General features: G+C 29.7%; 18 protein-coding genes and 1 tRNA gene. 13 read left to right on the top strand and 6 right to left on the bottom strand.

Features of this window, described 5'->3' with window-relative positions; translation table 4 throughout:
- The first annotated feature begins 25 nt into the window (after positions 1-25).
- A complete protein-coding gene (locus ACI2WZ_RS04365) occupies positions 26-1,222 on the top strand; it encodes a phosphoglycerate kinase (RefSeq protein WP_500244771.1) in 1,197 nt (398 codons plus the stop codon).
- A 61-nt stretch (positions 1,223-1,283) separates the two neighbouring features.
- Entirely contained in the window at positions 1,284-2,087 is an 804-nt protein-coding gene (locus ACI2WZ_RS04360) for a hypothetical protein (RefSeq protein WP_500244770.1), read from the top strand.
- A 207-nt stretch (positions 2,088-2,294) separates the two neighbouring features.
- Here the strand turns inward: ACI2WZ_RS04360 and ACI2WZ_RS04355 are convergent, their stop codons facing one another.
- The 5 genes from ACI2WZ_RS04355 to def all read right to left on the bottom strand — a co-directional run bounded on the left by ACI2WZ_RS04355 (position 2,295) and on the right by def (position 8,580).
- Positions 2,295-3,203: a hypothetical protein gene (locus ACI2WZ_RS04355; protein ID WP_500244769.1), complete on the bottom strand. Its 909-nt coding sequence runs from the start codon at positions 3,201-3,203 to the stop codon at positions 2,295-2,297.
- Between the two features lie 171 nt (positions 3,204-3,374).
- On the bottom strand, positions 3,375-4,331 hold the full coding sequence (locus ACI2WZ_RS04350) for a hypothetical protein (protein ID WP_500244768.1): 957 nt from the start codon (positions 4,329-4,331) through the stop codon (positions 3,375-3,377).
- Between the two features lie 70 nt (positions 4,332-4,401).
- The gene (locus ACI2WZ_RS04345) at positions 4,402-5,988 is read right to left on the bottom strand and encodes an APC family permease (RefSeq protein WP_500244767.1); all 1,587 of its coding nucleotides are present in this window, start codon (positions 5,986-5,988) and stop codon (positions 4,402-4,404) included.
- A 1-nt stretch (position 5,989) separates the two neighbouring features.
- Positions 5,990-7,777 (bottom strand): ribonuclease J, encoded by a 1,788-nt coding sequence (locus tag ACI2WZ_RS04340; protein ID WP_500244766.1) that lies wholly within the window; start codon positions 7,775-7,777, stop codon positions 5,990-5,992.
- Positions 7,778-7,971: 194 nt separating this feature from the next.
- Positions 7,972-8,580, bottom strand: a complete 609-nt coding sequence (def, locus tag ACI2WZ_RS04335) for a peptide deformylase (RefSeq protein ID WP_023790027.1) — start codon at positions 8,578-8,580, stop codon at positions 7,972-7,974.
- A 102-nt stretch (positions 8,581-8,682) separates the two neighbouring features.
- Here def and rsmD point away from each other — a divergent pair, with 102 nt between their 5' ends.
- The 10 genes from rsmD (at position 8,683) to ACI2WZ_RS04285 (ending at position 16,773) form a co-directional block, all read left to right on the top strand.
- A complete protein-coding gene (rsmD, locus tag ACI2WZ_RS04330; protein ID WP_500244765.1) occupies positions 8,683-9,267 on the top strand; it encodes a 16S rRNA (guanine(966)-N(2))-methyltransferase RsmD in 585 nt (194 codons plus the stop codon).
- Positions 9,251-10,129 (top strand): guanylate kinase, encoded by an 879-nt coding sequence (gmk, locus tag ACI2WZ_RS04325; protein ID WP_023790023.1) that lies wholly within the window; start codon positions 9,251-9,253, stop codon positions 10,127-10,129. The genes rsmD and gmk overlap by 17 nt, the downstream gene beginning before the upstream one ends.
- A 4-nt stretch (positions 10,130-10,133) precedes the next feature.
- On the top strand, positions 10,134-11,393 hold the full coding sequence (gene rsmB, locus ACI2WZ_RS04320; protein WP_500244764.1) for a 16S rRNA (cytosine(967)-C(5))-methyltransferase RsmB: 1,260 nt from the start codon (positions 10,134-10,136) through the stop codon (positions 11,391-11,393).
- A gap of 161 nt (positions 11,394-11,554) precedes the next feature.
- Positions 11,555-12,628, top strand: coding sequence for a dual-specificity RNA methyltransferase RlmN (rlmN, locus tag ACI2WZ_RS04315; protein WP_500244763.1), 1,074 nt, complete (start codon positions 11,555-11,557; stop codon positions 12,626-12,628).
- Positions 12,618-13,376, top strand: a complete 759-nt coding sequence (locus tag ACI2WZ_RS04310) for a PP2C family protein-serine/threonine phosphatase (protein WP_023790017.1) — start codon at positions 12,618-12,620, stop codon at positions 13,374-13,376. Before rlmN ends, ACI2WZ_RS04310 begins: the two co-directional genes overlap by 11 nt.
- A gap of 53 nt (positions 13,377-13,429) precedes the next feature.
- Entirely contained in the window at positions 13,430-14,440 is a 1,011-nt protein-coding gene (locus ACI2WZ_RS04305; protein WP_023790015.1) for a serine/threonine protein kinase, read from the top strand.
- Positions 14,441-15,337, top strand: coding sequence for a ribosome small subunit-dependent GTPase A (rsgA, locus tag ACI2WZ_RS04300; RefSeq protein WP_500244762.1), 897 nt, complete (start codon positions 14,441-14,443; stop codon positions 15,335-15,337).
- Entirely contained in the window at positions 15,337-16,011 is a 675-nt protein-coding gene (gene rpe / locus ACI2WZ_RS04295; RefSeq protein ID WP_500244761.1) for a ribulose-phosphate 3-epimerase, read from the top strand. Before rsgA ends, rpe begins: the two co-directional genes overlap by 1 nt.
- Positions 16,001-16,618: a motility associated factor glycosyltransferase family protein gene (locus tag ACI2WZ_RS04290; protein WP_023790009.1), complete on the top strand. Its 618-nt coding sequence runs from the start codon at positions 16,001-16,003 to the stop codon at positions 16,616-16,618. The genes rpe and ACI2WZ_RS04290 overlap by 11 nt, the downstream gene beginning before the upstream one ends.
- 70 nt (positions 16,619-16,688) lie before the next feature.
- A tRNA-Leu gene (locus ACI2WZ_RS04285) sits at positions 16,689-16,773 on the top strand.
- Between the two features lie 152 nt (positions 16,774-16,925).
- Here ACI2WZ_RS04285 and rpmB read toward each other — a convergent pair.
- Positions 16,926-17,126: a 50S ribosomal protein L28 gene (gene rpmB / locus ACI2WZ_RS04280; protein ID WP_023790007.1), complete on the bottom strand. Its 201-nt coding sequence runs from the start codon at positions 17,124-17,126 to the stop codon at positions 16,926-16,928.
- 266 nt (positions 17,127-17,392) lie between these two features.
- Between rpmB and ACI2WZ_RS04275 the strand changes: the two genes are divergently transcribed.
- Positions 17,393-17,704, top strand: a complete 312-nt coding sequence (locus ACI2WZ_RS04275) for an Asp23/Gls24 family envelope stress response protein (RefSeq protein WP_500244760.1) — start codon at positions 17,393-17,395, stop codon at positions 17,702-17,704.
- The last annotated feature ends 5 nt before the right edge of the window (positions 17,705-17,709 follow it).

The following is a 17,709-nucleotide window of genomic DNA, read 5'->3' as shown; positions in this document are numbered from 1 at the left end:
AATATGGTATTAAAGGAGAATTAATATGAAAAAAACATTAAGAGATATACAAGTGGAGGGTAAAACTGTCTTAGTTAGAGTAGACTTTAACGTTCCAATAAAAGACGGAGTTATCACAGACGATAATCGTATCAAAGCAGCAATGCCAACAATCAATTATCTAATAGAAAATAAAGCTAAAATTGTACTATTTTCACATCTAAGTAGAATTAAAGAAGAAGCAGATAAAAGCAAAAAATCACTAGAACCTGTAGCAAAAAGATTAAGTGAAATAGCAGGTAAACCAGTGAAGTTTGTTCCTGAAACAAGAGGGGCAGAACTTGAACAAGCTATAAAAAATTTAAATGAAAGTGATTTATTGTTATTTGAAAATACTCGTTTTGAAGACGTTAAGGACAACGAAGTTGTTAAGTATGAGTCTAAAAATAATGCAGAATTAGGTAAGTACTGAGCAAGTCTTGGAGACGTTTTTGTAAATGATGCATTTGGTACAGCTCACCGTGCACATGCTTCAAATGTAGGTGTAGCATCTAATATTTCAGAGAGCTGTGTAGGATTTTTAGTACAAAAAGAATTAGAAATGTTAGGAAAAGGTATCGATTCACCAGAACATCCTTTTGTAGCTATAATTGGTGGTGCGAAAGTATCTGATAAAATTGGTGTAATTGATAATTTATTAACTAAAGCCGACAAAATTATTATTGGAGGGGGAATGGCTTACACATTCTTCAAAGCACAAGGCCACAATATCGGAAAATCATTATGTGAAGAGGATAAAGTTGCATTGGCAAAAGAGTATTTAGATAAAGCGAACGGAAAAATAGTTTTACCAATAGATTCTTCAAACTGCGAAGAATTTAAAGATATACAAGGAAGTGTTTCTGGAGTAGATCTACCAAACGATGTAATGGGACTTGACATTGGACCTAAATCTATAGAATTATTCCAAGATATTTTAAAAGATGCTAAAACAGTCGCTTGAAATGGACCAATGGGAGTATTTGAATTTGAAAACTATAAAAAAGGTACAGTTGGTGTTTGTGAAGCAATAGCTGGTTTAGAAAAATCATTTACCTTAATTGGTGGTGGTGATTCTGCAGCTGCAGCTATCCAACTTGGTTTTGCAGATAAATTTACACATATTTCAACAGGGGGTGGAGCTTCTCTTGAATATATGGAAGGAAAGGTTCTACCAGGAGTTGAAGCAATTCAAAATAAATAAAGAAAAATAGTGAAAGTCACTATTTTTTTTATGTATACTAGAAAAGAATGGAATGCATGATATGAAAAGAAAAATTAGAACGATTGATAATAGCGGATGAATAACAAACTTTTTTTATTGAAACGACCACTTATACTTAGTTGATAGCAATTTTTTGAATAAAAAAAGCTCACTTTATAGAATTGAGAAAAATATATTTTTAGAAAACTTAAAAAACAAGCAAGACATTGACAGAGTATTTATGGGTAACCCAAATCCCTTATTATCAAATGCTATTATTGCTTGTTCTAGTGATGTTGAAATTATTGAGGAATATGATTACTATATTCAAAATTACTTATATTTTGAAGGTAAAGAAATCGTCAGTTATTTAATAAAAAATGAAGTGATAACTATGATATTAGGAACAAACACTAAATTTAGTAATTTTCAAATACTAGGTACTGATAATGGTACACTTCTAGGTAAAATAAATGATAAAGTTGCTATTACTAATCCTGATCTTGAGATCCTAAAAGAAGTTAACTTAAATGTAGACCAAATTCTAGTTTATGAAAATAATTACATCATTTTAAGCAATGGTGAGATAACCCTATGTAATAAAAATTTTGAAGTGTTAGATGTATTAGAAAAAGCTAATGAGTTTGTTTCTATTTTTTATATTAATAAAAACAATCTATTAATTTCCTACAAAGAAAGTAACATTACTAAAATTGTCAACTACAAAACAAAAAAAAGTATGATGTTTTTAGAGTTTTATATATTCAGGGCGCTGATTATCGATGATAATCTTTTAATTGCAAAGAAATTATTTGATAGTAATAATAATCAAACTTTAAATTTACCATTATCATTAATCTTTTAATTTTCATCTACCTTTAAGTATGAGAGTAAGTTTTTGATTATTGTAATTAGAATAACTTTATTGGAAAATAAAGCAAATAAATGAATTTCTTTAAAAAAGTCTCTAATTACTTAGAGACTTTTTTAGAGCAGTGTTTCGAAACTCTTACATAAAATTATTTAATTTTATATATAAAAAAAAGACTAATGTCTTTTTTATTTTATATAACTAATTTCTATTCATTTCGACTGAGTTTTGTTTTTCAGCAAGTTTTGAATAGTTATTGTATTCAACAACTCCTTGAGAATTTCAAATCCCTTTAATTGTTTTGAAAGCTGTGAAAATAACAAATGCCTGCATCATAATTGTAAGTGCCACATAAGCTGTGTTAAATAGTGATGCAAATATTCCTCTATTTCTATCAAATAAACTTCCGATAGCTGATATGATGTTTATTATTGAAGCTAATATGATATATATTAAAGTTACTGTCGCAAATATTAGGTTCATTGTTGAGACAAAATTCATGAAGCCTCTTCTAAAACCTTTTTGTTCATATTTTTCAATAGCAACTGTTCCCATAAATAAACTTGTATTTAAAACCCCTCAAAATAGAATTAGTGCACTAATTCCTATGGTTGTATAACCTATAATTTGATTTTGTTGGTTTTCTTGTATAATATTAAATCCGCTTTTTATTGAAAGTTGTGTTAAAAACACAATCAATGCTGCGCCACCTGCTATTAGTGCACTTATACCATAACCTCTTGAAATAAATATTCTTGGTGTTATTGTTGATTTTATATCTATATTTGGTAATTTCATTAATATGTATGGCGTAATTAAACCACCAGCAGTTAATGAGAATAATATTAGTATGTATCTATTGTTTATAAATGTGATGTCATCTGTTGTTCTCACAAAATTGATAATAATTGAACAAAAAACAATGTTTGTTACAAGAACTAATGCGATTAATGCATATAGCGCAGCTGCAATAACTGCAGACATTTCATTTTGTCAACCAAGTCTCATGTAGTAAACCAATACTCCACATCCCAATACAGCTCCGATAATACCAAATATATTCGCTATTACTGTTAAAGTACGCAAACCTGATATGTTGTAATCTTTCATTAACTCACCTCCTTTGAAATATTATAATATTTATTCTTGCTTATTTATAAGTTATTTATATTAATTCAAGATGTTTCTTTGAAACTATGTGTGCTCCTAAATAATACCTTACATACGAAAAACTTGTTTCGTTAATTTTAGTGAAAAATAAAAAAATTTGCATAGCAAATTTTATTTATTATAATTTTTTAAAAGCATATAGAATGTACCTATTGCTTCATCTTTGCTTGTAATTGCACAATAGAAATAAGGATATATTGAGGGGTCAAGCTTAGTTAAAGGTGCTAGTTTAGAACCTTTACTAAATTTATCAGAGTTTTTATCATAATTTGCTTCGTAGATGTTTACTTCTTTATCGATTTTTTCCAAATTTATTTTCAACTTGCTGTTGATATAATTTAATGTTTCTTGCAATATACCTCCAAAATTATCTTTAAACTTATCTATTATTTGTTCAGCATATCAAACTATACCCTCATATTTAAGGACAATTGGAGCTTCCATTTTTTCATCTGTGTGATCCATATAAATTTGTGTATCTATCTCGAAGGTCAATTTGTTTGTAAATAATTTTAAAAAATCTTTCAATCTATATGGACGATAATTAGGAAAAGAAGAAAGTTTGACACCTTTTACTTGGTTCGGTACCTGATTATTAGTTTTGAAATCTGCTCTTATTGAAAAATAATAAGCATCATCTAGACCCGAATCATCTTTATCGACATCCAAATATTGTCTCTCAACTTTTAAATTATCATCTTTAAGTAAAACATTAACCTTTTCAAACATTGTTTTTTGTTTTGGGTTTGTATCCAAATTAGAAATAAACGACTCAATATTTATTAATTTGTAGTCACTTCAACCTTTGTTTTTGAACTCTTGTTTTATTTTATTAATCAATGGCTCTAATGGTTCGTTATTCATATTATACGTACCTTTTCCACGTTTACTTATATCTGAATAAAAAGACGATAAATCATAACTATACTCATAAGTTTTTGTTATTTTTTTTATTGGTCCTTGAGATTTATCTATTTTTGATACTTTAGTCATTTGTTTAGGAAGTAGTGAAGCAACACTGCTTGCAGATAGTGAAATAGTAGATACTAATGCGACAAATTTCTTCATAATTTCCTCCTACTTTAAGTATTATTATATTACTTTTACCTTTAAAAAACATTAAAAAAATTCCCTGTTTTTAAACAGAAGAATTTTTGTTTTTTATAATTGTATCTTTTTCGAAAATTACAAATACTTTCTCGTATTCTTGTAACTTTTCGAGCTCTTCTTTGTTAGTGCTCAATAACTTCATTTGTTTTTTGTGATAAACAAAGTATAAGTATAAAGCTACTAGAATTATTGCAAACAGATAGACTAATTGGAAAGTGCTTGCAAGAACTGGTTGGATTAAGAATACTCCGTCCTTGTAAGGATTTGCCAGTGTTGAAAATAGATCGATAAAGTACATTACAATAATGAATGTCAACACTCCCATAGTTAAAATTCATCCAATATATTCTCAAATCTTAAGTTTGATTTTTTTCCTAAAGCCTTGAACAAGTACTACTGGAATAATCAAGTAATAAATACTTATAAGAACTATAGATGCAGCGCTCGCTAATGTTGCATAATCAAACGGTGTTGGCTTACCAGTTACACCTTGGATGATATCTGGAATAAATATAAATAAGACTGAAGTTAAAATTGAGATAATTATTGTAGTGATTACACCATTAATAGGTACATTTTCTCCATTTTCTTTTTCTAGTTTTTTAGGGATAAATCTTTGTTTAGCCAATGGTTCTAGAGTTGAACCACCGAATAGTGTCAATTGTAATGATGAATTAAATCTCATTAACAAGGTACAAGCTATTATCATTCAAACACCAAATTTTTTTATGATAACGTTATTTGATAAGTTATCGAATATTTGTAGATTAGGATTTCCTTTGAAGTCACCTGTGACTGCAAACATTATAATCAAAGTGAAAAGAATGTAAAACAATGTTGTTGCTATTAGGATTATTATTATCGCTAATGGAACGTTTTTGCTTCTATTCTTGATATTTTTACCCGTAGTAATAAAAGTTTCTATGCCTCCATAAGCTAAGAAACAGGTTGTAAACGCACTACTGAAGTTTTTAAAACCTAATTTTATACCTGTTGTATGATTTAATAAACCATTATTTGGATTACTACCAAATAAGTTTAGTCCACCAGCAACAAGTCCTAGAATCATCAATAAAAGAGTAAGTGTTCAAGTGATGTAACCAACAGCTACCCCAACAACCTTATATTTTCTGATTCCAAAAAAGATCACTGTTGAAGCAAATATAAATAGACCAAATGCTATTATGTCTAAGTATAAACTTCCTCAACTTCCTCAACTTCCTGTAAAGACCCCATTTTTAAAGCCTACTAAATCAACTGCACCACCATCAAAATTTTGTCTAACCATTGATACTAATAAATTCATACCAACAAGTGGTATAACTGAGTAATTTAACATACCCATCAATAGTCCTCAAAATTTACCAAAAGCAGTTCTAGCATATTGACTACCACCACCATTTGCTTGAGGGTGGACCTGAACTAATTTACCAAAAGCCCATGCACACATAAATGCTATAAGGCCTTCTAGAGCAAATATTCAGTAGATATGACCTCCAACACTATCTTTACCCAATATTGTTGTAAAGCTTGCAGTGAATGTTATTCCTGCAATAAAGCTAAAACCCATCCAAGTTATACTGAATAAGTTTAATTCCTTATTTTTGAGTTTCATATTATTTAACCTCTATCTTCTTATTTAAAATCACCGGTATAATTAAAGGATTTCTTCTCTTATATCTGAAAATGAATGGTGATAATGATTCTTTGATAGCTTTTTTAATAGCTCCAAAAGTTGGTTTTGATGAACTTAAAACGTTTTGAACAGCTTGTGTAACGATATTTATTGATTCAGCAATAACATTTCCACTTTCTCTAACATAGAAACTTCCTCTAGAGACAATTCTTGGTGGTGCAGATAATCTATTTGCTTGTGAGTCAATAGATATTATAACTGCCATAAGTCCGTCACGACTTAGGATATTTCTTTCTCTAATAACATTACTTGCTTTTCCTGTCATATCTTTTCCATCAATAAATATTGCATCTGCAGGTATTCTTTTGCCTAATTCTGCAGTCCCATTATGTAATAAAATTTGATCCCCGTTTGCAACAACAAACACATTATGTGGTTTAACATTTACTTTTGTAGCTGTTTCTCCGTGTGTTTTAAGCATTCTAAACTCACCATGCATTGGCATAAAACATCTTGGTTTCAACAATGTGAACAGTAGTTTTTGTTCTTCTTGACTGGCATGACCTGATGTATGTATTTTTTGTTCACCAGTATTCTCAATCACTATTGCTCCTATTTTTGTTAATTTATTAACAATATTTTCAACGTCTGCTCTATTTCCTGGTATTGGTGATGAAGACATAATTACCGTATCACCCGGTATCAATTTTATTGTTTGGTGTTCAAGACGTGCTATTCTAGATAGGGCAGCCATTGGTTCACCTTGGCTTCCGGTACAAAGAATCATAATTTGATTTTTTGGAAAATTGTCAATATCATTTGCTTTTATGAACATCTTATCGTTTATATTTAAGTGACCCATTTGTCGTATAATTTTGATTATTCTTTCTAAACTACGTCCAATAACTAATATTCTTCTCCCATATTTATTTGCTAATTCTATAATATGTTGAATACGGTGTACATTAGAAGCAAATGAAGCGATTATTATTCTTCCTTTAGCTTTTAAGAAATGGGCATCTATGTTTTGAATTACTTTTCTCTCACCCAAAGTGTAACCCTCAACTTCAGCGTTTGTTGAGTCTGACATCAGCAATTCTATTCCTTCATTACCTCAATTAGCCATTCTTTGTATATTGGCAGAATGACCTAAAGGTGTTCAGTCAAACTTATAATCACCAGTTGAGAAAATTGCTCCATTTGGTGTTGTAACGTGTATTCCGAATGCATCGGGAATTGAGTGGTTGACTGCTGCAAACTGAATTACAAAATTTTTAGTCGAGTACACATCATTTTCAACATACTCTCTAACAACAGTTTTATTTTGTAATTTGTGTTCTCTGATTCTATCTCTGATTAAAGCAGCAGCTAATTCTGGTGCATATATAACAGGTATATCAACTTGTTGTAGTAAATGTGGAATTCCACCAATGTGGTCTTCATGCCCGTGCGTGATAAATAATGCTTTTACTTTTGTATTATTTTCCACTAAATAGCTATAATCGGGAATAACCGCACTTACACCAAGTTGGGTTGCATCAGGAAATTTAACCCCTGCATCCAACATTATAATTTCATCATCATACTCTATACAATAAGTGTTTTTACCAACTTCTTCCAGCCCCCCTAAAGCGAATACCTTAGTCGGAAACGGTGCATGTTCCATTTTTTTCTTATTAGGTGTTTTATTATCTGCTAGTTTTTTTACTTCTATTTTTTTTTCTAGATCTGCTACGATGCTAGATGTTATCTTTTCTTTTTGTTCCATTTTTTCTCCTTCATTAAAAAATAACTAATTCAAATCATTACACACAAAAAAAATAAAATACTTATATTAACTTGTTTTATCTCAATTATTATGTGTTTAATGATTTATTAAGAATTCCGTTAGATATATTTTAACAAAAATGCATTTTAAAACCTAAGTTTTTTAAAAAAAGTAAAAAAAAGTGCAAAGCACTTTTATATAATTATTCACTCATCCTCAACGAAGTCGGGATTGTTTTTATTGATTTTGTCATAGTAAAGTTCGCCTTGGTTGTGTTCTATCTCGTGTTGAAACACAATTGCGTGATAACCCCTTAAATCAAGTTCAACTTCTTTTTCTTGTAATCAATCGTAACCAGTAACTTTTATTTTATAATTTCTAGGTACGTTTCCTTTTTTGTCAATATCAACGCTTAGGCATCCTTCGCCACCATTTAAACAGCATATTTGCTCACTTCTAGCTATTATTTTGGGGTTAACCATTGCAAATTCTTCAACTTCGTTATTTTGAATATCTCATTCAAAACGAGCAAAGAACATATTTGTATTACTCCCAATTTGAGGAGCAGCTAGCCCAACAGCTGGTCTTAAATAGTCTTCATTTGTCGGATTATTAAGTTCACGATCTTGTGAATATCTTACAAAATCAATCAATTTTTTCATTATAACTTCATTATCTTTAGATAATGGCAAATCCACATCAATAGATTTGTTCCTAATTACTTCTGGTTGTGTATCTTTTCATAACCATTTGTTAGATGGAATATCTTTTTGTAGCAAATCTTTATTTAAATCTAATTTCATAGTCCACTCCTAGTCAAAAATAATTATAACCTATTTTTATTTTTTGATAATAATCATTATAAATAAAGATATTTAGTATAATTATTTAATGATGGTGAAATTATGCATGTAATTAGTGGAAAATACAGAAGAAGAAAATTAAAAACACTTGAAGGGTTGAATACAAGACCAACTACAGCAAGAGTAAAAGAAGATATGTTCAATATCTTAGATAATTATTTTATTATGGATAATAAAATTAGTTTAGATTTATTTGGTGGCAGTGGCGCTCTTTCAATTGAAGGTTTATCACGCGGCATTAAATATGCATACATAAATGATCATTATAAACCGGCTTTAAAAGTTATCGAACAAAATTTGAAAGGCATTGATGCTAATAGCTATAAACTTTTGAATTTAGATTTTGTTGATTTAATGAAATATTTAAAAAAACAGTCAATAAAAGTGGATTTGATATATTTAGATCCTCCGTTTGCTAAAACCGAGTATTACTATACTTTCTTTGAGTTGGTTTTGCAAGATTTGATTTTAAATAATTATGGTATAGTTATTACAGAATCAGAAAACGAATTAGAATTAAATAAAATTGAATTATTAAAACTATTAAAGTTTAAGCAATACAAAAATAAATATCTTTATGTATTTAGATTAGAAAAAGAGGGCATTAGCGATGAACAAAAAGGGTAAAATTATTATTTTATCAGGACCATCAGGTGTAGGTAAAGGGACGGTCAACAAGGCCATAAGTAAGGATAAGAGTCTAAATTTAGTACAATCTATATCAATGACAACACGTGCTCCAAGACCCGGAGAAGTTGATGGTGTGGATTATTATTTTGTAGACAAAGAAACATTTGAGGATGCAATCCAACATAATGAGTTAATAGAATATGCAGAATTTATAGGTAATTTCTATGGAACGCCAAGAAAATCAGTTTATGAGAAAATCAAAAACGGTGAAAATGTTATATTAGAAATTGAAGTGGTTGGTGCTACTCAAGTTTTGAAAAAAGAAAAAAAAGAAGACTTAATTTCTATCTTTCTAATGCCTCCAAGTTTGAAATCTCTAGAGCAAAGATTAAGAAGAAGAGGGACTGAGCAAGAATCTATAATTAAGCAACGTCTAGATAAAGCGCTTCTTGAAATACCTTTAAAACATAAATACCAATATGTAATAGAAATCGATAGTGTGGAAAATGCAGTTGCAAAAGTTAAAGAGGTTTTAACTAAAGAAAATACATTGGATATACCGTACGAAAAAAGTTATTATTACTCATTGAGAAATAAAGTAGAAAAATTAGTAAAAGACCAGTATTCATTTTTTGTAGAAAATTGAAAAGAAAATGTTGAAAATCTAGGAATTAAACAAAAAATATCAAACTTTAGTTTTCATGACTACCTAGTGGATATACTAACAGATAAAACATATGCACATGTTCTTGCGAGCGAAGACATCGAAATACTTGATAATAGTGATTTTATAGACTCTATCGTTGAACACTTTATGATTGATGTTAATTTCTTTAGTATCGAGCAAAGGGAGTTTTAATATAATGAACCCTCGAAAAGTCGCTTTTGACATTTTAATTGATGTTTTCGAAAAAAAGCAATTTTCAAATAAACTTTTGAACAAAGTTGCCAAAGAAAAAGCTATGTCTAATATTGACATAGCTTTTGTGTTTAAGCTTGTATACGGCACTATTCAATATAAAATTTATCTTGAGTATATTGTCAACAAAATAATAGACCAAGAAAAGACTCCAAAAAATATTCAAATCTTATTATGATTAAGCTTATATCAAATAAAGTACCTTAATACTCCAATTCATTCAGTAACTAATGAAGCCGCAGAAATTTGCAAAAAAATTGATTCGCGAAAAGTCGGTTTAGTTAACAAAGTAGTTAAAAATCTAAATGACGATAAACTTTATGAAATAAATATTAAGAATAAACAAAACGTATTGGCATTAAGAAATGGTTATCCCTTTTGGCTATATAAAAAGTGGAAAGATGATTATGGTGAAGAAATTGCAAATCAGTTAGTTGAATTTTCAAATAAGATTCCACCAATATCTTTTAGAGTAAATGTAACGAAGATTTCTATTGAGGAATTTGTAAGCACTTACAAATCTGTTTTTTCTTTTGAGAAGTCAAATCTTGCAAAAAACTCATTTATTACAAAAGAAAAAGTAATGAATCTAGATATTTATAAAAAGGGATTTATTACAATTCAAGATCAAGCAAGTACATTAGCCGTTGAAGTATTGAATCCTAGACCAAAATCGAGGGTTCTTGATATGTGTTGTGCGCCCGGAGGTAAGTTAACACATATAGCTGAATTGATGCAAAATGACGGTGAGATAGATGGCTATGAACTAAACATCAAAAAGAAAAAAACCCTAGAGGATAACATTAATAGATTAGATTTGAAAAATATTAAATTGCACTTTACTGACTCAGCACATTTATCGAACATAAAGTATGACTACATATTGCTTGATGCTCCTTGTTCGGGTTACGGTGTTATAAGAAAGAAACCAGAAATAAAGTTACATAAGTTTTCGAAAGAAGAGGTTCAAAAACTTTTGGAAACTCAAAAAACTTTATTGGAAACAGCGTATAGCTGTATGTCAAAAGACTCTACCTTAGTTTATTCCACTTGCACAATTAACAAAGACGAAAATGAACATCAAATAAAAGAATTTATTACAAACCACCCAGATATCAAATTGATTTATGAAAGACAAATATTTGGCTTTGAAAACAATAGTGATGGTTTTTATATTTGTAAACTAGTCAAACAATATGTATAACTTCTTAATATTTATTATTCACTTGTTTTTTTGATCCCTGTACCATATAGTTTTTAAGAAAAACATCTTTCTTATAGACCATTATTAATAGCGTGAGTAAATGTAATAATCCGTTTAAAGCCTAGGTTATTGTATGTTAAAATATAATCTGGAGCAATTTTATGAGAAAAGAAAATATATTCAAGTACACAATATCAGACTTACAAGATATACTAGAAAAAAATGGGTTTAAAAAATTCTCGGCGAACCAAATTTATGATTGGCTTTATGTTAAATTAGAAACAAATTTTGCTAATATGACAAACTTAAGCAAAGACTTAAGAGATTTTTTAACGAGTAATTTTGAGACCAAACTTTTAAATGATTTAATAACCGAAGAGTCAAAAGATGGAACAATAAAAATATTATTCATGCTAGATGATAAAAAAAGTATTGAAACCGTTTTAATGCCTCAAAAATACGGACAGTCAGTTTGCGTTACTACACAAGTTGGTTGTAAAATGTCATGCAAATTCTGTGCCTCTGGATTAATTAAAACCGAAAGAAATTTAACTGTTGATGAAATAGTGAGACAAATCTATGCGATAAATATTTTACTTAAGGAAAAATATAAAGATGATCCTTTAAATCCTAGGGGACGTGTTAGCCATATAGTTGTTATGGGTATTGGAGAACCTATGGACAATTATGATAATGTTATCAAATTCCTTAAAATTATAAATGACCCTAAAGGCTTTGAAATAGGGGCAAGACATATAACAGTTTCAACTTGCGGTATTGTACCAAAAATAAAAGAATTCGCAGATTTAAAAACTCAGGTAAATTTAGCTATATCTCTTCATGCTCCTAATGATGAAGTAAGAAACAAAATCATGCCGATTAATAGGGCTTTCCCCATAAATCAACTTCTTGATGCTGTTAAGTATTATATTAATGTTACAAATCGAAGGGTAACATTTGAGTATATACTAATTGATGATGTTAATGATCTTCCAGAACACGCTCACGAGTTAGCGAAATTAATAAAGGGTATAAATGCTTATGTAAATTTAATACCATATAATGAAGTAGAAGAAAATCCATATAGAAAATCTACAAAAGTGGATCAATTTTTTAAGATATTAAAGAAACACGGTGTAAATGCAATCGTTAGAAAAGAGTTTGGTGCGGATATTGATGCTGCTTGTGGTCAATTGAGAGCTAAAAGAGAAGGTGTCATTAAAAATGAAATTTAAACATACATTACTAACTGATATTGGAAATTATCGTAAAGCAAACCAAGACTATCTAGATTTTTGTACAAATAAAAATGGTGATGCTTTCGGAATAGTGTGCGACGGAATGGGTGGACACGCTCATGGAGAGGTTGCCTCAAAAATAGCGGTTGAAAAATTTGTCGATTTATTTAAAAAACAGAACTTTTCAGGTATGAACCAAAAGGCTATAAACAGATGACTAAGAAACTCAGTAAGTGAAATATTAAATGAAATGGTCGAGTACTCTAATGATCATTTCGAAACAAGAGATATGGGAACTACTCTTACAGCTATTTTATTCACTCAAGGTAGTGCATTTGTTATAAATATTGGAGACTCTCGAACATATAAGTTAGTTGATGACAAGCTTTTCCAAATATCACAAGATCAAAATCTTTGAAACTCAACGCCAGAGGCCGAGCGCAAGGATATACAAATGTCTGGATTATACGAACGAGCCAATGACATTACTTTTTGAAAAGTTTTAACAAGTGCATTAGGACCGCAAAAAACGTTGAGAATAGATACCTATTATATTGATAGTCCAACCGGTGTTTATATGCTAACTTCTGATGGAGTTCACGATTATATCGATGAAGATATTGTTGCTGCAACTTTATCAAACAGAAAAATAAAATTAAAAGAAAAAGCACATACCATCATAGAAGATGCTAAAGACAATGTTTCCACAGATAATTTATCAATTTTAATTATTGAAGTAGAGTAACACATTAACTCTACTTTTTTGTTATTATAATCTTGACAAAGGGAGGTTTTTGTGTGCGAAATTACGAAGTGGGTCAATTGTTGGCGGAGAGATACGAAGTTGTTTCACCTATTGGTAAAGGTGGAATGGCATCGGTCTATAAAGCTTTCGATATAATTACAGAGAGAATGGTTGCGGTAAAAGTGGTTGCACCCGAAATAATAGTTAAGCAAACTGGCCAAGAAAGATTCGAAATCGAAAAAGAAGCTTTTGCTAAGCTAAGTTCAAATACTAATGTAGTTCAACTTTTTGATTTTTTTCAATCTGGTGACGAATGATTTATTATTTTAGAGTGTGTTGAAGGCGGAACTTTAAAAGACAAATTACAAAGACAAGGTGCAATGACACTAAAAGAAATAAAATACTACTTTGGAAATTTATGCGATGCACTTCAAGCAGCTCATAATTTAGGAATTGTTCATCGTGACATAAAACCAGATAATGTACTTCTAACACAAAGTGGCGAAGTAAAATTAGGGGATTTTGGAATATCTGTAATGGAAGGATTCACTAGTGAAGCAGCCAAGGCCATTGGAACACCAAAGTATATGCCACCCGAAGTGATTGAAGCAAAAAAGGCAACACCAAGAAGCGACATCTATTCATTAGGTATTATGTTATATGAGTTTTCAACAGGGGTTGCCCCGTTTCTAGCAAAGGATGCAAAAAAAATCGCAACTAAGCACATTAAAGAAAAACCTACGGCACCTAGGCTAATTAATCCGACAATTCCTCAAAGTTTAGAAAATATCATACTAAGAATGATTGAAAAAGACCCGGATAATAGATATTTCTCTATGAAAGAAGTTCAGTCGGATTTAATGAGTGTCAAAATTACAGATGCACCAAAACCTTATGTATATCATTTGAAAAATACTATTCATACAGATAGGGGCTCACTACATATTAAGTTAGGAACAGCGGTTGAAAAATTACCATTTATATTGAAAAACAAGTTCATCATAACTTCATTGCTTCTAGCATTATTACTATTGATAGCATTAGTGGTTGCTATGGTTATTTAAATGTTAAAGGGAAGAATTTTAAAAATAGTAAGTGAGTATGCTTACATCAGTTTTGAAGGCAACCTATATGAATGCAAAGCAAAAGGTAAACTAAGACATATCAATCAAACACCAGCAACCGGTGATAATGTTATATTTGAAATTATTGATCAAGAAAACCACAAAGGTCAAATAACTTCAATAGAAGAAAGAAAAAATCAACTATACCGACCAAGGATTACCAATGTAGACCAAGTTGTAATTGTTACATCAGTTAAGGAACCCGATTTCAATTCTTATACTTTGAATAAATATCTTGCCTTTGTGGAGTATTTAAAAATAAAACCAATTTTAGCATTTACTAAAGTTGATTTGTTAGAAAGTTCTAGTGTTGTTTGAGAAATTGCAAAAGCTTATCAAAAAATAGGGTATCAAACTTTTCTTATAAACAATATGATAGATACTGATACAGAATGAAATAGATTCACTGCCTCATTAGAGGGGAAAGTTTCTGTTTTCACTGGACAAACTGGAGCTGGAAAATCAACAACTCTTAATCATATAATTCCAAATTTATTTGAGAAAACACAACAAATCTCTAAGGCGTTAAATAGAGGTAAACACACTACGACGAAGAATGAGTTATTTGCTTATAAAAAAGGCTTTATTGGAGACACACCAGGATTTTCATCATTTGAGCTAAAAGATATTGACCAATATCAGCTTGCACATAGTTATGCATTCTTTGCTTCGAATATGAATAAATGTAAATTTAATAATTGTATTCACATTCCAAGTACACCAGGATGTGAGATTATAAAAAGCGTCTTTGAAGATAGGTTTCCAAAATTTATATATGAAGATTATTTAAAAATGCAACAGGAGTTAGCATTGAATGAAAGAAGAAAAGGATTTTAATGAAAAAATATAGTGTAGCGACAAGTATATTAACTGCAGATTTTTTGAACCTTGGTAACGAGTTAGAAAAATTACAAAAAGCTGGAATAAAATGACTTCATTACGATGTTATGGATTTTCACTTTGTAAAAAATTTAACTTTTGGTCCTAAAATATTAGCGGATATAAATAAAAAGTATAATTTTAAAATCGATATTCATTTAATGGTCAAAATATTAAATTGATCTGTAGAGGAATATCTAAAACCATTCATTGAAGCGGGAACTAATCAAATTTCAGTTCACTATGAATCATTAACAGATTTACAAATAAAGGACTTTATAAAAGTTTGTAAAAAGCATAATATAAAATCATCATTGGCAATTAACCCAGATACAAGTGTGGATGAGATACAAAGTTATCTACCAGAATTAGATAATGTTTTAGTTATGAGTGTTTATCCTGGATTTGGTGGACAAGTATTTTTAAATGCATCTATAGAAAAAATTGAATCACTAGTAAAACTTAGGGAAAAAAATAATTATAAGTACTTGATTGAAGTGGACGGTGGTATAAATGTCGAGACTTCAATACTTGTTAAAGAGGCCGGGGTTGATATGTTGGTGGCAGGAAGTTTCTTAGTAAATGGTGATACTGCAAAATTATGTGAAAGAGTTGAGTTACTTGAAAAATAGAATCTTTATAGTGACCTGTGAGAACAACCTGAATCTTTCTTTATTTGATAAAAACTCTATTTTTATTGGTGTTGAAAGAGGATGCATTGACATCATCAATAAAAACATAAAGTTGAGTTTTGCTGTTAGCGACTTTGATAATGTTGAAGAAAATGAAATGAAACTAATTGAAAAAAACGCAGAGAGTCTAACTATTTTAGATGCACAAAAGGACTGACTAGATGGTAAAGAAGCTATAAAACTTGCTAAAACTCTTGATTACAGCGAGATAATCTTCATTTGCAAACCCACTAAAAGAATGGATATGAATTTAAGTGTTATAGATTTTGTGCTAAGAGATGATGTTAAAATTTTGAATGACAATAGTTACATTTTTAAATTAAAAGTCGGAAGTAATAAAATATTATTTAACCAATTTCAAGATTATACCTACATAACATTGTTTGCGATCGAAAACACAACTGTCACAATTGAAAACTTAAAATATGAGGTTCAGAATCTTATCTTAGAACCTTATTCAACTCGAGCATATTCAAATTGCTTTAGCATGAATAAAGATGCAAATATCATTGTATCTAAACCTGCCATAATAATTTTTAACAAGTAAGTTTGATTTAACAATTTGTAATATTTTTTTTCAAATATGTTCATTATTTATATATAATAAATAGGTAATTGCCCTCTTGGCGGAATTGGTAGACGCAGCAGACTCAAAATCTGCCGAGTAAAATCGTGTCGGTTCGACTCCGACAGAGGGCACCATTTTGAAATAAAAAAAGTAATTCAATTGAATTACTTTTTTTATGCTCTCATTAAACAAATTTAAATTTTTTTTCTATTATATCCAAATAAAAAAAGCTTTTATAAATTGATAAAGTTTTTTATCAATAAATATAAAGGCTTTTGAATAATATTTATTTTGCTAATTGATTATTTTTTTTCAAAGTTCTCAAAGTTCTTGCTGAAACTTTTAAAGTCATAACTTTACCATTTTCGTCCATAACTTGAACTTTCTGCAGGTTAAGGTTTCATTTTCTCTTATTTGAATTCATAGCGTGTGATCTTGAATTACCAGATAATGGTCCTTTTCCTGTTAAACTATCTTTTCTTGCCATATAATTTCACCTCGGACTAATTAATAATACATTATTTAACTCTAAATTGCTATAAATATAATAAAATTTTGTTATTTTTACAAAATTAAATTTATCTTGAGCTTTTTTACAAAGTTAGATAAGTATTTACGATTAGTAAAAAAATCACAAATAACCTATTTTATTTGACTTTAAAGTGCTAAAATAATTTAGTACTAGTTTGAAGCTGTGATATTCATGATTTCGATGTAGCCTTGCAGTAATGCGGGTTTTTGGGGGATTTGCTTATGGAAAATAAAGCAATATATGAAGCAATAAAAGATGCTGTTGTAACTGTTCCAGGTGTTGTATCTTTTGCCAATTATTCTGCAAAGTCTCATCTAGATATTAGAACTAAAGATATTAATAAAGCTGTTGAGATGTCTATGACAGATAACATTTATAGAACAAAAATTCACATTATCTTAATTAATGGCGTTAACATCCGAGACGTTGTCAATGAGGTTCAAATACGTGTAAAGTACGAACTGGAAAAGTTAAGTCAGTTTGTGCGAAATTATATAGTAGATATTGCGGTTGATGATTTAGAAATCATCTAAAGAAC

The sequence above is a fragment of the Spiroplasma endosymbiont of Megachile willughbiella genome (genome assembly GCF_964273395.1).
GTDB classification, from domain to species: Bacteria; Bacillota_I; Bacilli_A; order Mycoplasmatales; family Mycoplasmataceae; genus Spiroplasma_A; species Spiroplasma_A apis.
The sequence above is the reverse complement of the archived record's forward strand: the minus strand, read 5'-3'. Positions and strand labels throughout refer to the sequence as shown.